Here is a 16,747-nt window from a genome sequence, read left to right as displayed (position 1 = left end):
AAAGAATGGAAAACAATTACCAGAAATTTGAACAAAATATTGCCAATGAAATTACGATCGAGGCTAAGGATCAAATGCCCGATGCCTACCGCAAAACATTGATTCGTCAAATCGGGCAACATGGCCATTCTGAAATTGTAGGTATGTTGCCTGAAGGAAACTGGATTACTCGTGCCCCAACTTTAAAACGTAAAGCAGTTTTGCTCGCGAAAGTACAAGATGAAGCGGGTCATGGTTTATATCTGTATAGCGCGGCAGAAACTTTAGGTGCAGACCGTGATGACATGATGGAAAAGTTGATTGATGGAAAAATGAAATACTCATCAATTTTTAACTATCCAACTTTGACTTGGGCAGATGTCGCTGCAATTGGTTGGCTTGTCGATGGGGCAGCCATTGTGAACCAAGTTGCGCTTTGCCGTACTTCATATGGGCCATATGCACGTGCAATGGTACGTATTTGTAAAGAAGAAAGTTTCCACCAACGCCAAGGTTTTGAAGCCATGATGGCTTTGGCAAACGGTACGCCAGAACAAAAACAGATGGCACAAGATGCGGTAAATCGCTATTGGTGGCCAGCACTGATGATGTTTGGTCCAAGTGATGAGCATTCTCCAAACAGCGCACAAAGCATGGCATGGAAAATCAAACGCTTTAGTAACGATGAATTACGTCAAAAGTTTGTTGATAACACCGTGCCACAAGTGTTGCAACTTGGCTTGGAAGTACCGGACCCAGATTTAAAGTTCAATGAAGAAACAGGCCACTATGAGTTTGGCGAGATTGACTGGCACGAATTTAATGAAGTAATTGCTGGACGTGGACCATGTAATCACGAGCGTATTGAAGCACGCCGTAAAGCATGGGAAAACGGCAAATGGGTTCGTGATGCAGCAGTGGTCTACGCGAAAAAACAGCAGTTTGAAGCGAACAAAGTGGCTTAACAAGATTTATGGAAAAATTTGAGGAAATCAAAATGGAAGATAAAAACAACTGGTCGCTCTACGAAGTATTTGTACGTAGTAAACAAGGCTTAAGCCACCGTCATGTAGGCAGCTTAAGAGCACCTGATGATGAAATCGCACTGCAACATGCTCGTGATGTTTACACACGTCGTAATGAAGGAATTAGCATTTGGGTGATTCGTTCTGAACTCATTAAGTCTTCACAGCCAGATGAAAAAGCTGAATTTTTCGATCCTGCTCTAGACAAGGTTTATCGTCATCCGACTTTTTACCATATCCCAGATGGCATTGAGCACATGTAAGGGGAATGGCAAATGAATCATTCAGTTTTATCTAAATTTTTATTACATATTGGCGACAGTCAACTGGTTTTATCTCAGCGTTTGGCTGAATGGTGCGGGCATGCACCTGAGCTTGAAGTTGATATTGCCTTAGCAAATATCGGCTTGGACTTGTTGGGTCAGGCAAGAAACTTTCTGACTTTGGCTGGTCAATACGATGAAGCTAAGCGTGATGAAGACCAGCTTGCGTATTTCCGTACTGAGCGTGAGTTTCTAAACCTATTGTTATGCGAACAACCCAATGGTGATTTTGCACAAACAATTGTACGCCAGTGGTTGATGGATCATTACCATTTTCATTTATTTACTGCTTTAACCCAAAGCTCGCTTCCTGAATTAAGTGCGCTTGCTGTGAAATCGTTAAAAGAAGTGAAGTATCACATCCGTTTTTCGACAAGCTGGATGGAGCGTTTAAGTTTAAGCACAGATGAAGCGCATCAACGTGTACAAGACGGATTAAATAATTTATGGCGCTTTACCGCTGAGTTATTTGAACTCAATGCAGACGAACAAGCATTAGTCGTACAAGGCGTGATTCCAGATTTTTCAAATGAAAAAGAGCAATGGAACCAAACCATTGCAGATGAGCTTAAGCGTTTTGAATTAAATGTTACTGTTAACGGTGCTTATCGCCGCGGTGCGAAACAAGGATTGCATACTGAGCATTTAGGTTATTTGTTGGCTGAAATGCAATGTATTCAGAGAACTTATCCGGGAATGACCTGGTAAGACAAGGAGGTGAGCCATGCAAATGATTCGTCATTGCATCGACCAATGTTGGGACGTTCTACAAACGGTAAGTGACCCTGAAATTCCGGTTTTATCTGTTGTGGATTTGGGCATGATTCGCGGTGTAGAGATTAACGATCAACAAGAAATTGTAGTTCGTCTAACGCCAACATATAGCGGTTGCCCAGCAACAGATATGTTGAAAGCACAAATTGTTGAGGCATTTACCGCAGAAGCTTTGACACCAGTCAAAGTCATGGTCGATTTATCAGAAGCATGGACCACGGACTGGATGTCTGAAGCAGGGAAAAAGAAACTGCAAGTTTATGGCATTGCACCACCTGAAGGGTTGGCGCATCAATGTGGTACTCACGTTCATTTAAATGATGGTGTCGAGTGCCCACGTTGTAAAAGCCGACATACCCGACTGTTAACAGAGTTTAGTTCTACCGCCTGTAAAGCACTTTATAAATGTCAGGACTGTCTTGAGCCTTTTGATTACTTCAAATGTATTTAAGTCTTTAGATAAGGAAATCAGCCATGAGCCAATTTGTACCATTAAAAGTAAAAAGTATTACACCGCAAACCGATCAGGCAATTTGTATTGCATTTGACGTTGTACCTGAACAACAAGAACAATTTCAATTTCAACCGGGGCAACATTTAACCATTCGCCATTTAACCGAAGCGGGTGAAATTCGCCGTTGTTATTCAATTTGTAGCTATGCGGGTAAAGAAGACATCAGCATTGCTGTTAAAAAAATTGATCAAGGGCAATTTTCAAACTGGGCAAATGACCATTTGAAAGTGGGCGATGTGCTTGAAGTCATGCCACCACAAGGTGTGTTTTTTCAAAAAGCAGCCAAGATTGGCGGACAAAACTATTTAGGTGTTGCTGCGGGGAGTGGTATTACTCCGATTTTATCGATTGTTAAGCAAGTTTTGTTTGAACAACCTGAAGCTAAATTTACCTTGCTCTATGGCAATCGCTCATGGAAACAAACCATGTTTGCCGAGCAAATTATGGATTTGAAAGATCAGTTTAAAGAACGCTTTCAACTCATCAATATTTTTTCTCGTGAGTTCAACGATAGTGAACTGATGAACGGTCGTATTGATGAAGAAAAGCTTAAACAACTTTTTAATTTTGATGTGCTTGAAACAAGTTTTGACCATGTGTTTGCCTGTGGTCCAGACGAAATGATGAATGCCGTAGAAAATACTTTACCGAACTTTGGTATTGCCAAAGAACGCATTCACACCGAACGTTTCCATACAGGCCAAGCGCGTAAACGTAGTGTTGAAGCGGATGCAAACCGTAAAGAAGAAAAAGTAAACATCATTTTAGATGGTCGTGAATTGATTGTTTCTGTGGCTCAAGATGATGAAAGTATTCTTGACGCAGCTTTACGTGCGGGTGCTGACTTACCGTATGCCTGTAAAGGTGGGGTGTGTGCAACCTGTCGTTGTAAGGTACTTTCTGGCGAAGTTGACATGTTCCTTAACTATAGTCTTGAAGAAGACGAAGTTGAAAAGGGCTATGTGCTGAGCTGTCAGACCTTACCGAAAGGCCCAAATGTACGTTTGAGTTTTGATGAGTAGAGGCTGTCATGCAAGAGTTGATCAAAGCCAGTACAGCTGCTGACGGTGTTTTGTTATTAACCCTAAACCGTCCAGAAAAAAGAAATGCTTTAAACAATGCAACATTGCAGTGTTTATGCGAGTTGCTCGAAAAAGCTGAACATAATGCTCAAGTTAAAGCAGTGGTTTTAACGGGTAACGCTCAGTGTTTTGCGGCTGGAGCAGATCTTAGCGAATTGGCTGCAATGGACGCCGTGACTTTACAACTCGATATTCGCCCGAAACTTTGGCAAAAAATTGATGCGTTTAGTAAGCCACTGATTAGTGCTGTCAATGGTTATGCCTTAGGCGCTGGGTTTGAGTTGGTTTTGCATTCAGATATGGTGATTTGCGGTGAAAATGCCCGTTTTGCACTACCTGAAATTGGCCTTGGGATGTTGCCGGGTGCAGGCGGAACACAGCGTTTAGCACGCTTGGTTGGACAACAACTCACCATGCGCTGGGCGATGACAGGTGAGATGATTCCGGCAAAACAGGCAGAGCAACATGGCATTTGCAGTCAAGTGGTGCCAACTGAATTAACCGTTGAATATGCGGTTCAACTTGCAGCCAAAATTGCCAAACAAGCGCCTTTAGCGATTCGCGTGATTAAACAATCAATTAAAAGTATTCATGAAACAACATTAAGTCAGGGACTCAAGTTTGAACGTCAAAACTTTGTCTGGCTGGCGGCTACAAAAGATCGAAACGAAGGGATTAATGCTTTCTTTGAGAAAAGAAAGCCAGTGTTTAGAGGTGAGTGATGGACTATCAAAATATTATTGCTGAAGAAAAAAATGGTGTTGGCTACCTGACATTTAACCGCCCAAAAGCACTGAATAGCTTTAACGTTGATATGCACCGTGAAGTTGCTGAGGTTTTAAACCTGTGGACCAAAAATCCGGATGTTCGTTGCGTCGTAATTAGTGGTGAAGGCCGTGGCTTCTGTGCAGGGCAAGATTTAGGTGATCGTGTAGTAGACCCAAATGCTGAAGCTCCAGATTTAGGATATTCCATTGAAACTTACTATAACCCGCTCATTAAAACGATTGTAAATATGCCAAAGCCTGTGATTTGTGCCGTAAATGGCGTGGCAGCAGGTGCAGGGGCAAATATTGCACTGGCGTGTGACTTGGTGATTGCAGCTAAATCGGCAAACTTTGTACAAGCATTTTGCCGCTTAGGTTTGGTTCCAGACTCGGCTGGTACATGGTTTTTACCACGTGCCGTAGGCCATGCACGTGCGATGGGATTGGCTTTGCTAGGTGACAAGTTACCAGCAGAAACCGCAAAAGAATGGGGCATGATTTGGGATGTAGTTGAGGACGCCGAGCTTAAAACAAAAGTGACTGAACTCGCAGAACGTTTAGCGAAACAGCCTACATTTGGTTTATCTCTCATTAAAAAAGCCATTCATCAATCAAGCAATAACACCTTTGATGAGCAAATGCTTTTAGAGCGAGATTTACAACGTATTGCGGGTCGTTCCGAGGATTATCGTGAAGGGGTACAAGCCTTTATGAATAAACGTGAACCAAATTTTAAAGGGCGCTAAGCATGACAGATTTAGACTTATCTCGTGCCCGAATTGCCGTTATTGGGTCTGGCACCATGGGCATTGGCATTGCTCAGTTAGCCATCGTTAATGGGCACTCGACCGTTTTATATGATCTGGATGCTCAAAAAGCGCAACAAGCCGCTCACGGCTTGGGACAGACGTTTAAAAAACTGGTTGAAAAGAGCAAGCTCACACAACAGCAAGCGGATGAAGCTTTAGCGCGTTTAACTGTGGTGAATCAAATTGAAGCTTTAAGAGATGCTGACTTGGTGATTGAAGCTGTTGTTGAGAAGAAAGAAGTTAAACAGTCTTTATTTAAGCAACTCGCTGAAATTTGTAGTGCGCAAACCATTTTTGCAAGCAATACATCTTCAATTTCAGTGACTGCAATTTCGGCGGGCATTACTCACCCTGAGCGCGTAGTGGGTTTACACTTTTTTAACCCTGCGCCAGTCATGAAACTGGTTGAAATTGTGCAAGGCTTAAAAACACCTAACAGCTTATGTTTGGCTTTAAAAAACTTGATGTTGAATTGGAAAAAAATTCCGGTACTCACCAAGTCGACTCCCGGGTTTATTGTCAACCGAATTGCACGTCCGTTTTATGCAGAAGGCTTTAGAGCACTGCAAGAACAAGTTACCAGCTACGACCAGTTAGATTATGCCTTGAAGCAATGCGGCGGTTTTGCGATGGGGCCGTGTGAACTTACCGACCTCATTGGGCAAGATGTTAACTTCTCGGTGACCCAAAGCGTTTACCAAGAGTTTTTTTACGAACCACGCTACCGTCCAAGTCTCATTCAAAAAGAATTGGTCGATGCGGGTGCTTGGGGCCGTAAATCAAAACAGGGTTTCTATAGTTATAACGAAAAAAATCAGTACGAGACATTTCAGCCTCAAGCTGTGGTTGCTACGCCAGTTGATGCTCATATTCAGCTAAAAGGGACTTGGTCTCAGCTACCTGCTTTTTTAACGCGTTTAGGTTTAAAAAGTGGATCTGTGAGTGACGAGAATATCCTTCAAATTGATGATATCGACTTACGTTTAAGCCAAGGGGAGTCAGCCAATATTCATTACCTAAGCCGTAAAGTAGTTTTAATGGATTGGCATCATGATTTTGAGCACGCAGAGGCTTTAGTACTCAGTCATAACGAGCTTTGTGAAGCAAGTGATTTGGCTAAAGTTGAGGCTTACTTTGCGCAGTTTGGTATCAGCGTGATGTGGATTAAAGACCATCCGGCATTGTTAACCTTACGAACCATCGCTTTACTCATTAATGAAGCGTGTGAAGCAAGTTTACATGGTGTTGCGAGTCTGGAAGATATTGATAATGCCATGAAATATGGAGTGAATTATCCTAAAGGCCCTTACCAGTGGTTGACACAAATGGGCGGCGCTTATGTGCTCCAAACCTTAAATAACTTATATGCACTGTATGGAGAGGAAAAATATCGCGCGAGTATCTACCTCAAGCAATATGTAGCGAAAACCCAAAACATTGCTACTCAATATTCACGTGATATGACCGAATTTGCATAATCAGGAGTCAACATGGAAGACGTTTTAATTTGCGATTTTATTCGTACCCCAATTGGACGATATGCAGGTGCCTTAAGTGCTGTACGTGCAGATGATTTAGCTGCATTGCCAATCAAATATTTAAAAGATAAACACCCGAACTTGCCGTGGAATACGGTAGACGAAGTGTTTTTAGGATGTGCGAACCAAGCAGGTGAAGACAACCGTAACGTTGCACGTATGGCAACACTGTTAGCAGGCCTACCTGATACTGTACCCGCTATGACGGTCAATCGTTTGTGCGCCTCTGGTTTAGATGCAGTAGGGCTTGCGGCACGCTCAATTAAAGCTGGTGAAGCACAATTTATGTTGGCAGGTGGTGTTGAGTCAATGAGCCGTGCGCCATTTGTGCAAGCTAAACCGACCGAAGCGTTTAGCCGTACACCTGAAATTTACGACACCACCATTGGCTGGCGCTTTGTAAATAAGCAACTTAAAGCGCAATACGGCACTGACAGCATGCCCGAAACAGCCGAAAATGTAGCTGAAAAATATCAGATTAGTCGTGAAGACCAAGATGCATTTGCTTTGCGTAGCCAGCAAAAAACCGCTGTGGCACAGCAAAACGGTTTCTTTAACGATGAGATTTTGCCTGTCGAGATTGTAGACCGTAAGAAAAACGTGACCGTTGTTAGCCGTGATGAACATCCGCGTGAAACGACACTTGAAGCACTCGCTAAGCTAAAAGCGCCATTTAAAAAAGAAGGTGGCTCGGTGACTGCCGGAAATGCCTCTGGTGTAAATGACGGCGCTGCGTGTGTGTTAATTACCAACCGTGAATTTGCAGATACACATGGTTTAAAACCTTTAGCACGCGTGATAGGCATTGCAAGTGCAGGGGTTGAACCCAAATATATGGGTATAGGTCCTGTTCCGGCTGTGCAGAAAATTTTAAAGCAAACAGGTTTAACGCTAGATCAGATGGATGTGATTGAGTTGAATGAAGCATTCGCGGCCCAATCTTTGGCTTGTATGCGTGAACTTGGTCTAAAAGATGACGATGAACGTGTTAACCCAAATGGTGGTGCTATTGCGTTAGGCCATCCGCTCGGTATGAGTGGTACACGTTTAGTGATTACGGCAACACGTGAGCTAAAAAAACGAGGTGGGCGTTATGCACTTTGCACAATGTGTGTAGGTGTTGGACAAGGCGTCGCACTGATTTTGGAAAACTTAAATTAATTCAGACGGTTTTTAAAATTACATAATGAGGAGAGAGGCGATGGACAGCCTTACAATGGATAATGTTGAGCAATTAACACTTGCAGAGCTTAGAGAGCTGCAAACGAAACGGTTAAAACAAACCCTGACTTTTGTATATGAAAATAGTCCGGTCTATAAGAAAAAGTTCGATGACGCAGGTGTACATCCTGATGACTTCGTAACTTTAGACGATCTGGCGAAGTTTCCATTTACCACCAAACAGGATTTAAGAGACAACTATCCGTTTGGAATGTTTGCCGTACCACAAGAGCAAATTGTGCGTTTACATGCGTCATCGGGTACAACGGGTAAACCGACCGTCGTGGGTTATACCCAAAAAGATATTAATACGTGGTCAGACATTGTTGCTCGTTGCTTACGCATGGCAGGTTTAACCGCGAAAGACATGGTTCAGGTGGCTTATGGCTATGGACTGTTTACTGGTGGTTTAGGTGCGCATTATGGTGCCGAGCGTTTAGGTGCAACGGTTATTCCAATGTCTGGTGGGCAAACTGAAAAGCAAGTTCAGCTTATTCAAGACTTTAAACCGACTGCAATTATGGTTACGCCTTCCTATTGCGTGAGTATTATTGAAAAGCTCGAGCAACAATTTGGTACTGCACGTAATACGTCTTTAAAAGTCGGTATTTTTGGTGCCGAGCCTTGGACCAACGAACTGCGCCGTGAAATTGAAGAGCGCCTCAATATTAAAGCACTCGATATTTATGGTTTGTCTGAGGTCATGGGGCCGGGTGTTGCGATGCAGTGCTTAGGTGAGGGTGAAGGGCTAACTATTTGGGAAGATCATTTCTATCCAGAAATTATTAACCCTGAAACGGGTGAAGTCTGCAAAGATGGCGAACTTGGCGAGTTAGTCTTTACGACCATTACCAAAGAAGGTTTACCGATTATTCGTTACCGTACCCGTGATTTGACTCGTTTGTTAGCGGGAGAAAATCTGGCAATGCGTAAAATGGATAAAATTGTGGGCCGAAGTGACGACATGCTGATTATTCGCGGTGTAAATGTTTTCCCGACTCAAATTGAAGAGCAAATTTTGCAAGTTCCACATTTAGTTCCAAATTATGAAATTTTGGTGACTAAAAAAGGCCATATGGATACTTTGCATATTCGTACAGAGATGTGTCATAACTGTACTATACAGGCCAATCAACTTGCTCAAGAGTTGATGAAACGCATTAAAACCATGATTGGGATTAGCGTTACTGTAGAAGTTGTTACAGAAGCGACCTTACCTCGTTCGGAAGGTAAGGCAAAGCGGGTAATCGATATGCGTCAGATTGCTTAACATCAAGATCATTCAGGGTATAGAATCTATACCCTGAAACTAAACGCCAAGACATGAGTATGAGTGCAAAAATACAGCAAATAATTGATTCTGTTGTAAAGAATGAAACCTTAAGTGGAACTTCGCTTATTTCGACAATTTTTGGAGATTCAGTACTTCATCGGGGTGGAAACATTAGTCTTGCAAGCCTGATTCAGTTATTAGAGCTATTTGGTTTTAATGACCGCGCTGTAAGAACCTCTGTTTTTCGTTTAGTTAAAAATGATTGGTTATGTTCAGACAAAATCGGCAGAACCAGTTTTTATCGAATTACCGATTCGAGCCGTTCGACCTATTTGCAAGCCGAGCAACGTATTTATAACGACCAGATGAAAGAGTGGGACCATTATTGGGATCTTATTCTGATGTCTAGCCTCGACACTGAAAATAAAGCGTTGTTAAAGAAAGAACTCGAATGGTTAGGATTTGCCAATATTTCGACAAACCTAATGGCTTATCCGGGTTGTAACCGTATTGAACTGCAACGTTTGTTGGTTGATTTAAATATGAGTGAGCAAGTGGTGGTGTTTAAAGCCGAAACCTTGCAGCTCTTTAATAATTCGGTCGATACCATTGGTCGTATGCTCAGAACTAACTGGCCAATCGATGAATTACGCCAAAGATACCTACAGTTTCTCGATATTTTTCGAGAAATTGGCGTGTTGCTGATGCAGGAAAACGAACAACTTGAACCTGTTCAGGCCTTTCAAATTCGAACTTTGCTGATTCATTATTATCGACGGATTTTATTGAAAGACCCTGCATTACCGCTTGAGTTGTTGCCAACTGACTGGCCCGCGATTAGCGCACGAACGTTATCAATGAATATTTATAAAAAAGTATTTGAACCTGCGGATGAATACTTCTTGTCTGTTGCCGCAACAGCAGAAGGACCAATGCCAAATGCCACAGCACATTATTGGCGCCGTTTCGGAGGTTTGGTGGCGACAAATGAGAGGTTAAATCATGCCTTGTTATAGTATTGACGGTGTTATTCCAGTCGTTAGCCCAGAAGCTTTTGTACACCCAACTGCTGTTTTAATTGGTGATGTGATTATTGAAGCGGGCGTATATGTGGGGCCATTTGCTTCATTGCGTGCCGATTTTGGCCGTATCCATATTAAGCAAAATGCCAATATACAAGATAGCTGCACCGTACATGGTTTTCCGCAAAGCGTGACTTTAGTTGAGGAAATGGGGCACATTGGGCATGGCACAACTTTACATGGCTGCCGCATTGGTAAAAATGTTTTGGTCGGCATGAACAGTGTGATTTTGGACTATGCTGAAATTGGTGAGAACACCATTATTGGCGCAAATAGTTTGGTCAAAACCAAAGATATTATTCCGGCAAATGTATTGGCAATGGGTAGTCCTGCCAAGGTTGCGCGTGATTTATCAGAACAAGAAAAAAAGTGGAAAACTAGAGGCACGCAAGAATACATGGAGCTTGCACAGCGCTGCTTAAATACAATGCGAGAAGTTCAGCCTTTAAGCTCAGAGTTGGATGACCGCCTGACCTATAAGGACTTTAGTTCTTCAAACTATCAGATTAAACAAGATAGTGTTTAACGGCTTTTAATCAGTCGATTTCAATACACATTAGTTCATAACACTTAAGGAATACTCGCACGAGTAGGGAGACGTTTGTGCAAAAAATGGAAACCACTGCGGTTGATCAATTCGCAGAGCTATTGGGTGTTCAAGTGCTGCATCGCAGTTTTGACGAAGCGCGTTGCAAGTTTAATGTAAAAGACGAACACATGAATGCATTGGGCGGTGTGCATGGTGGGGTCATATTTTCTTTAGCCGATATCGCTTTTGCGATGGCTTGTAATGCAGGGGATGCGCCATATACTGGCCTACAGGCTGATATTCGCTATATGAGCGGTGCGAAAGATAAGGTGTTATTTGCAAGGGCAACTAAGGTCGGCAGTAGTAAAAAATTCGCGCATTATGAAGTTGTGATAACAGACGGTTTGAATAATAGAGTCGCTTTATTTACATCTACCTGTTACAGACTTGCACCGTGATATGTATTTATGGGGCGAGGAGACTCAGAGCAGAAATTATTTAAATTAATAAAAGCGTTGAATAGGCTGGTTATGTTCCAAAGCTAAGTCATAGTTATCGTACTTAGCTTTGGTTTATTGAAAAGGGTGTGCTTTAGTTAGACTACATTAGCTACTCACCTTTTATAAATAATGAGTCGTGAAGGGGCTTTATTTTTCAGGGTCTAGATAAACAACACCTAAATTAACTTTTTTATAAGGTCTGAATTCACCTTCATCAGCTTTTATTCTTTTATATTTCTCCTCAGAATAATCTATATCCTTTACCTTAAACCCATCAAAACTAATATAAATTAAAGCAGCCATGTTAGAGTACTCATGCATGTCTGGTTTAAAAAGGTAATATTTTTTTGCAATAGGTTTTAATGTGAAACTACCATCTTTATTTAAAACAAGCTCGGGAGCATCATTTGGAGTTAAGCCATTGAATCCAATAAAGCCTTTTTGTTGTCTTAAAGGTTCTTTCGTAGCATTATTATAAATATAGCCTGTCACTTCTGGAGTAAGATAAATTTCTTTCTGCGAGCAAGCTGAAAGAGTTACTGTCATACAAAAAAAGAGTAGCAGTGTTATTATTTTTTTCATTGTTTTGAGATTCCTGAAATAAATAAAAGCCCAGTTACATCTTTTTTATTTGCAACCATATTTTTATCCCAATTTGGAATTGCTGTTAAATTACCTTTGGCATATTTCATCAAATCTATTTCTCCTGATGTAGGATAGCTTGTCCCAGATTTTGGAACTTGCCAAATCTCTGATGAACCATGATGCGTTATAGAATCCATGACTCCTCCATAAGCTTCTACAATAGCATGGCCTGTTTCATGAGCTATTGTTTCTTTAAATGATTTGTCCGATACCGTTTCTGGATAGAATCCCCACGTTGTTCTATCAAAATATAAATATCCAGTTATATATGCTGTTTTTCTTGATAGGGCTGAATTTGAACTTCTAAACATTGGGTCATTTGGATCAACATTGGTGACATATGTTAATTTCATTTCTGGCATAGCATTTACTTTAGAGATTTTTGCTTTTACAAAAACTTCATAGTTTTTGCCATCTAAAGAAATATTTTTACCCGTTGCATGGAATTGATTTCGACTCCAATAATAATTAATTCCATCAATTGATAATTGTAGAAGTTGTGGAAAATCCTTAGTTTGTGTTGAATAAGGTTGCACTCGACGTATTTTTATTTGACTTGCTGGGACCAAGTGTCCGTTATAAAGACCTTTAGCACCACCATCCACAAAATTAACTCTAAGGGTAATATCTACTTTTAATTTTTTTCTATTAATTACAACATCCATCCAGTCTTTATTAAAATATTTAAAATTAAAAGTTTTTTCATCTAAGGCTATAGCACTACCACCATTAATACCTTTAACTCTAAACATGACACCATTTGAGCCTGTCATAAATTTACTATCATATATGTCCTGAATGAATCCATCCCATTGGATTTTAAATTCTTTAGTGCCTTGAAATGCACCCTCGATTCTTTTTACTTCTATAAATTTTCCATCTTTTTTAACTTCTAAAACGATAGCCTCAAATATTGCATTAACAGTTGAACCAGAGAAAACTAAAGTGCTATTACTTGGGGAACCATCTGGCTTAGGTGCTCCTAAAGGTATAAATGGTTTAAGCATTACATCTTTTAAAACAATTTCATTTTTCTTTATTGCATCATCCATAAAATTGTTTTTCTGTTGGGTATTGGTAGGCTGAAAACTAGAATTTGTGGTACTTGAGCTTCCACCACCACTTTCCCCAACAACATGGCTTTGTTGTGGCAGAATCGTGGCACCGCATGTTACCTTATCTCCAGCATAAGCTACTGGTTTGCCATCCATAATCACATGATCATGACTTTTAACCACTGTAGACCAACACTTACATTTAGGGCACATATGCCCATCGCCAGCTCTAACGAATAAATTACCTAGCTGTGAACTTCTAGATTGAGTTGATGGAATAATTCCACCATGATCAGTAATAGCATTGTGAATAGCAAAACCTTTAGCCATGTTTGAATCCTCGAGAGTCATCATGGTTTAAAAAGTTTTTAGGAATTGGTTGATCTTGAAAAATTCGGATAGCAACTGAAGTATTTGGACTATCAATAATTTCATCGCCATTTTCCAAGCGGCTTCCTACCAAGGCTACTGACTTTCCATTAACAATGCAGGAAACACCAGCACCTGAAATAATTTTAGAAGTGGTTCCATCGGTATATATAGCTTCATCGCCTATAGAGGCAACAGTAATACCACCAATTTTATAGTTAGCATTTAAAGCTCTAACCAAGCCACCATTTCGCGTTTTTGAACCATTCACAGCAAGATAATACACAGTATGTGGTTTGTGGTGATAATAAAGCTGCTCTGCCTCAATAGTTTGAGTAATCTCTTCTTCAGATAATTTGAATAATTGCTCTACAGGTAATTCATTTAAAAACTTTGGTGTAGCCAAACTATAAGCCCTTGTTATTTTCATGAGTAGATTGAATAATAACAAATAAAAATATACAGATCTGTCTATTTTTGTATGGTTTCAAATAGTTCATATCATTAAAAAATGCTAAAGTATTCTTGTTTAGGATATTTTTATTACTTTCTATAACGATATATGAATAGAATATAAAATTTCTAAACTTGTATTTATCTAAATAAATTGCACTTGTAACAAAAGTTATTCGTGAAGTATAAATTTTTTATATAAAACACATCTCTAAAGAGCAAAGAAATGAGTCTAAATTTAAAGAAACAAAGTAATCCATTTTCTACAGGCGGAGGAGGTGTTAATTTTGAAACTAGAGTTCAAGCATCATTTACTATTGCATTATTAACCCAATCTTGTGTTCCATGTTTATCTCAAACTATGAGAGCTAAAGAACTAAAATTCCAAAATAAATATGATGGTTCAAATACTGATGATTTTGTTTTAGTCGCATCAGATAAATTTGGTAATAAAAGTAAATTATACGCTCAGATTAAGCATGAAATAACAATAAGTGACTCCATTGGAAGTGATGAAAAGAGTTCAATTTTTTCAGATGTCATCAAGAGTGCATGGGAAGACTTTCAGAGTGATTCTTTTGATAGAAAAAATGATGCAATTGCTTTGATTACAGGCCAGCTTCCTAAGTTAGATATAGTTAATACGCTTCCACTCTTAGAATGGGCTAGGTATTCATCAAGTGCCTCAGACTTTATTAAAAAATCAAATACTAAAGGATTTACTAGTATAGCCAAGTTGAATAAGTTAGAGGCTCTAAGAAAGCAGTTAGATCATGCTAATGGTGGTCATGCAATAACTGATGATGAATTTTGGAAGTTTCTTCGCACTTTTTATCTAGTTTCTTTTGATTTAGATGCTAAACATTCTGTAGTAGCTAATTTATTGTGTTCCTTAATTCAATCTTATTCTAACGAATCTCCTTCACTTGTATTATCTAAAGTCATTACGTGCGTTCAGGAATATAATCAAAATGCAGGAATACTAACGCTTGAAAATATCCCTCAGGAGGTTAGAGGCTTATTTCAAGTTAATAGTAAAGTTAATTTTGAAATGGATTTTCTGAAACTGCAAGAGCGTGGACACCACATTCATGATGGTATTTCTACTGAAATTAAAGGTTTTCATGTTAGTCGAGACGATTATTTATTAAAAATTTCTGAAGCTTATGATACAAGTGATTTCGTATTTGTAACAGGATCTAGGGGGGCTGGGAAATCAAGCATAGTAAAAGATTTTATTTCAAGCAAAAATAAGGATGTCCCTGTTTTTTATCTTAGAGCTGAAGACTTAGACCGAACTCATCTTAATGACGTTTTCTCATCTATTGGCATGAGTTCAACCTTAGGTCAAATTGCGGGATATTTTTCTTTGCTTCCTAAGAAAATTCTAGTTATTGAGTCTGTAGAAAAAGTTTTAGAACTTGACCATCAAGAAGCATTTATTGATTTACTTCAGTTTATCCGACAACAGGAAGGATGGACCGTCATTGCGACGGGGCGTGATTATGCATTTCAACAGCTTTCTTTTAATTTTCTGCAACAAAATCAGATCAATTTTACTAGTGTAAACATAGAAGGTTTTTCTGAAGAACAAGTACAACAAGTTTGTGAACATGTCCCTGAGCTTAAGATATTAATATCAAATGAAGGATTGGTTGGTATTCTTCGGATACCATTTTTTATTGATATTGCTGTTCGCGCGATAGCTAATGGAGCACAATTTGAAACAGGTGATACTGAAATTGATTTTAGAAGGAATGTTTGGTCTTCAGTTATTGCTAAAGATCAAGACCGAAAATCTGGTATGCCGTTAAGACGTAGAAAAACTTTTATTGAAATTGCTACACAGCGAGCAAAAAAAATGGTGTTTGGTATCTCTCCAGATCCATTTGATCCAGAAGTAATCTCAAAATTAGAAGAAGATAACTTAATTTATCGAGATCCAAATAATTCAACTATCAGCTTACCCCATGATGTGCTAGAGGATTGGGCATTAGAGGAATTTATTGAAGAGAAATATACATATAACATAGATAATTTAGATGAATTTTTATCTACTATAGGTAATGAGCCAGCGATAAATAGAGCTTTTAGATTGTGGTTATACCGCCGATTGCAATTTGATGTATCTACTTATGATTTTGTTGAGAATGTATTAAGCGCTGAAAATATCGAAAATTTTTGGAAAGATGAAACGATTGCTGCAATTTTACAGCATGAGTCTCCAAATATTTTTTTACAGTCAATGAAGGATAACCTTCTTAAAAATGATTGCGCATTATTGATTCGTTTTTGTTTCATTTTAAGAATCACTTGTCAAAGACCCAATTCACATTTTACTAATACACTCACATTAGATAAGAACTCAGGAATACTCGAGACCCTATCTCTAGTGCCTTATGGAAAAGGATGGGGAGCCCTATTTAATTTTATATATGAATTTAGAGATGAATTAAGCAATTCTATTCATAATCATATTATTGAGTTAATTAATGAATGGTGCGGTGTTATAAACATTAACGATGATCTTCCGATAGAATCTAGAGTCGTTGGTTTATTATCTTTTTGGTTGTTAGAGCCTTTAAAGGATGATTACCAAAATAAAAGGGGTAGGAAAAAAATCCTTGGTGTTTTACTACAAGTGTCTTCAACAATAGAAGCAGAATTTGATGAGTTAATGGCACAAGATGTTTTTGTATCTAAAGTTAATCCTAGAAGATTGAGCTATATAGATCAATTAACAAGTTTAGCTTTAGTTGGAATACATGTACCAAAGTTATGTAAGAACCGTGATCCTAGCCAAAATAAT

16 protein-coding genes and 1 pseudogene are annotated in these 16,747 nt (G+C 39.5%); 14 read left to right on the top strand and 3 right to left on the bottom strand.

The window, feature by feature from the left end:
* The first annotated feature begins 5 nt into the window (after positions 1–5).
* The 13 genes from paaA to RFW85_RS00050 all read left to right on the top strand — a co-directional run bounded on the left by paaA (position 6) and on the right by RFW85_RS00050 (position 11,374).
* Positions 6–944 (top strand): 1,2-phenylacetyl-CoA epoxidase subunit PaaA, encoded by a 939-nt coding sequence (gene paaA, locus RFW85_RS00110; RefSeq protein WP_039765472.1) that lies wholly within the window; start codon positions 6–8, stop codon positions 942–944.
* 32 nt (positions 945–976) lie between these two features.
* Positions 977–1,267, top strand: a complete 291-nt coding sequence (paaB, locus tag RFW85_RS00105) for a 1,2-phenylacetyl-CoA epoxidase subunit PaaB (RefSeq protein WP_004642197.1) — start codon at positions 977–979, stop codon at positions 1,265–1,267.
* A gap of 12 nt (positions 1,268–1,279) precedes the next feature.
* Positions 1,280–2,035: a 1,2-phenylacetyl-CoA epoxidase subunit PaaC gene (gene paaC / locus RFW85_RS00100; RefSeq protein WP_309170996.1), complete on the top strand. Its 756-nt coding sequence runs from the start codon at positions 1,280–1,282 to the stop codon at positions 2,033–2,035.
* A gap of 16 nt (positions 2,036–2,051) precedes the next feature.
* Entirely contained in the window at positions 2,052–2,552 is a 501-nt protein-coding gene (gene paaD, locus RFW85_RS00095; RefSeq protein WP_309170995.1) for a 1,2-phenylacetyl-CoA epoxidase subunit PaaD, read from the top strand.
* A gap of 23 nt (positions 2,553–2,575) precedes the next feature.
* Positions 2,576–3,637 carry a 1,2-phenylacetyl-CoA epoxidase subunit PaaE gene (gene paaE, locus RFW85_RS00090; RefSeq protein WP_309170994.1) on the top strand — a complete coding sequence of 354 codons (1,062 nt, stop codon included), beginning with the start codon at positions 2,576–2,578 and terminating at the stop codon, positions 3,635–3,637.
* Positions 3,638–3,645: 8 nt separating this feature from the next.
* Complete coding sequence (locus RFW85_RS00085) at positions 3,646–4,419, top strand: enoyl-CoA hydratase-related protein (RefSeq protein WP_309170993.1); 774 nt, start codon at positions 3,646–3,648, stop codon at positions 4,417–4,419.
* Positions 4,419–5,210, top strand: coding sequence for a 2-(1,2-epoxy-1,2-dihydrophenyl)acetyl-CoA isomerase PaaG (paaG, locus tag RFW85_RS00080; RefSeq protein WP_000386291.1), 792 nt, complete (start codon positions 4,419–4,421; stop codon positions 5,208–5,210). Before RFW85_RS00085 ends, paaG begins: the two co-directional genes overlap by 1 nt.
* A 2-nt stretch (positions 5,211–5,212) precedes the next feature.
* Positions 5,213–6,751, top strand: coding sequence for a 3-hydroxyacyl-CoA dehydrogenase (locus RFW85_RS00075; protein ID WP_309170991.1), 1,539 nt, complete (start codon positions 5,213–5,215; stop codon positions 6,749–6,751).
* 12 nt (positions 6,752–6,763) lie between these two features.
* The gene (gene pcaF / locus RFW85_RS00070) at positions 6,764–7,972 is read left to right on the top strand and encodes a 3-oxoadipyl-CoA thiolase (protein WP_309170990.1); all 1,209 of its coding nucleotides are present in this window, start codon (positions 6,764–6,766) and stop codon (positions 7,970–7,972) included.
* A 40-nt stretch (positions 7,973–8,012) separates the two neighbouring features.
* On the top strand, positions 8,013–9,302 hold the full coding sequence (paaK, locus tag RFW85_RS00065) for a phenylacetate--CoA ligase PaaK (protein WP_167563799.1): 1,290 nt from the start codon (positions 8,013–8,015) through the stop codon (positions 9,300–9,302).
* A gap of 53 nt (positions 9,303–9,355) precedes the next feature.
* Entirely contained in the window at positions 9,356–10,321 is a 966-nt protein-coding gene (gene paaX / locus RFW85_RS00060; protein ID WP_000062822.1) for a phenylacetic acid degradation operon negative regulatory protein PaaX, read from the top strand.
* Positions 10,308–10,913: a DapH/DapD/GlmU-related protein gene (locus RFW85_RS00055; RefSeq protein WP_309170989.1), complete on the top strand. Its 606-nt coding sequence runs from the start codon at positions 10,308–10,310 to the stop codon at positions 10,911–10,913. The genes paaX and RFW85_RS00055 overlap by 14 nt, the downstream gene beginning before the upstream one ends.
* Positions 10,914–10,990: 77 nt before the next feature.
* On the top strand, positions 10,991–11,374 hold the full coding sequence (locus RFW85_RS00050) for a PaaI family thioesterase (RefSeq protein ID WP_309170988.1): 384 nt from the start codon (positions 10,991–10,993) through the stop codon (positions 11,372–11,374).
* A 189-nt stretch (positions 11,375–11,563) separates the two neighbouring features.
* Here RFW85_RS00050 and RFW85_RS00045 read toward each other — a convergent pair whose 3' ends face one another.
* The 3 genes and pseudogenes from RFW85_RS00045 to RFW85_RS00035 all read right to left on the bottom strand — a co-directional run bounded on the left by RFW85_RS00045 (position 11,564) and on the right by RFW85_RS00035 (position 13,891).
* The gene (locus RFW85_RS00045) at positions 11,564–11,998 is read right to left on the bottom strand and encodes a hypothetical protein (RefSeq protein ID WP_020753019.1); all 435 of its coding nucleotides are present in this window, start codon (positions 11,996–11,998) and stop codon (positions 11,564–11,566) included.
* A 1,139-nt stretch (positions 11,999–13,137) separates the two neighbouring features.
* A pseudogene (locus RFW85_RS00040) lies at positions 13,138–13,446 on the bottom strand (PAAR domain-containing protein); the annotation flags it as partial.
* On the bottom strand, positions 13,439–13,891 hold the full coding sequence (locus RFW85_RS00035; RefSeq protein ID WP_139162220.1) for a PAAR domain-containing protein: 453 nt from the start codon (positions 13,889–13,891) through the stop codon (positions 13,439–13,441). The pseudogene RFW85_RS00040 and the gene RFW85_RS00035, both read right to left, overlap by 8 nt.
* 273 nt (positions 13,892–14,164) lie before the next feature.
* On the opposite strand from RFW85_RS00035, the gene RFW85_RS00030 reads away from it, so the two are divergent.
* On the top strand, positions 14,165–16,747 hold a 2,583-nt coding region (locus tag RFW85_RS00030; protein WP_309170987.1), incomplete at its 3' end, for a hypothetical protein.

This window comes from Acinetobacter sp. 12966, from assembly GCF_031196995.1.
Lineage (GTDB): Bacteria > Pseudomonadota > Gammaproteobacteria > Pseudomonadales > Moraxellaceae > Acinetobacter > Acinetobacter geminorum.
Note: the sequence above shows the minus strand (reverse complement) of the source record. Positions and strands in the feature narration are given on the sequence as shown.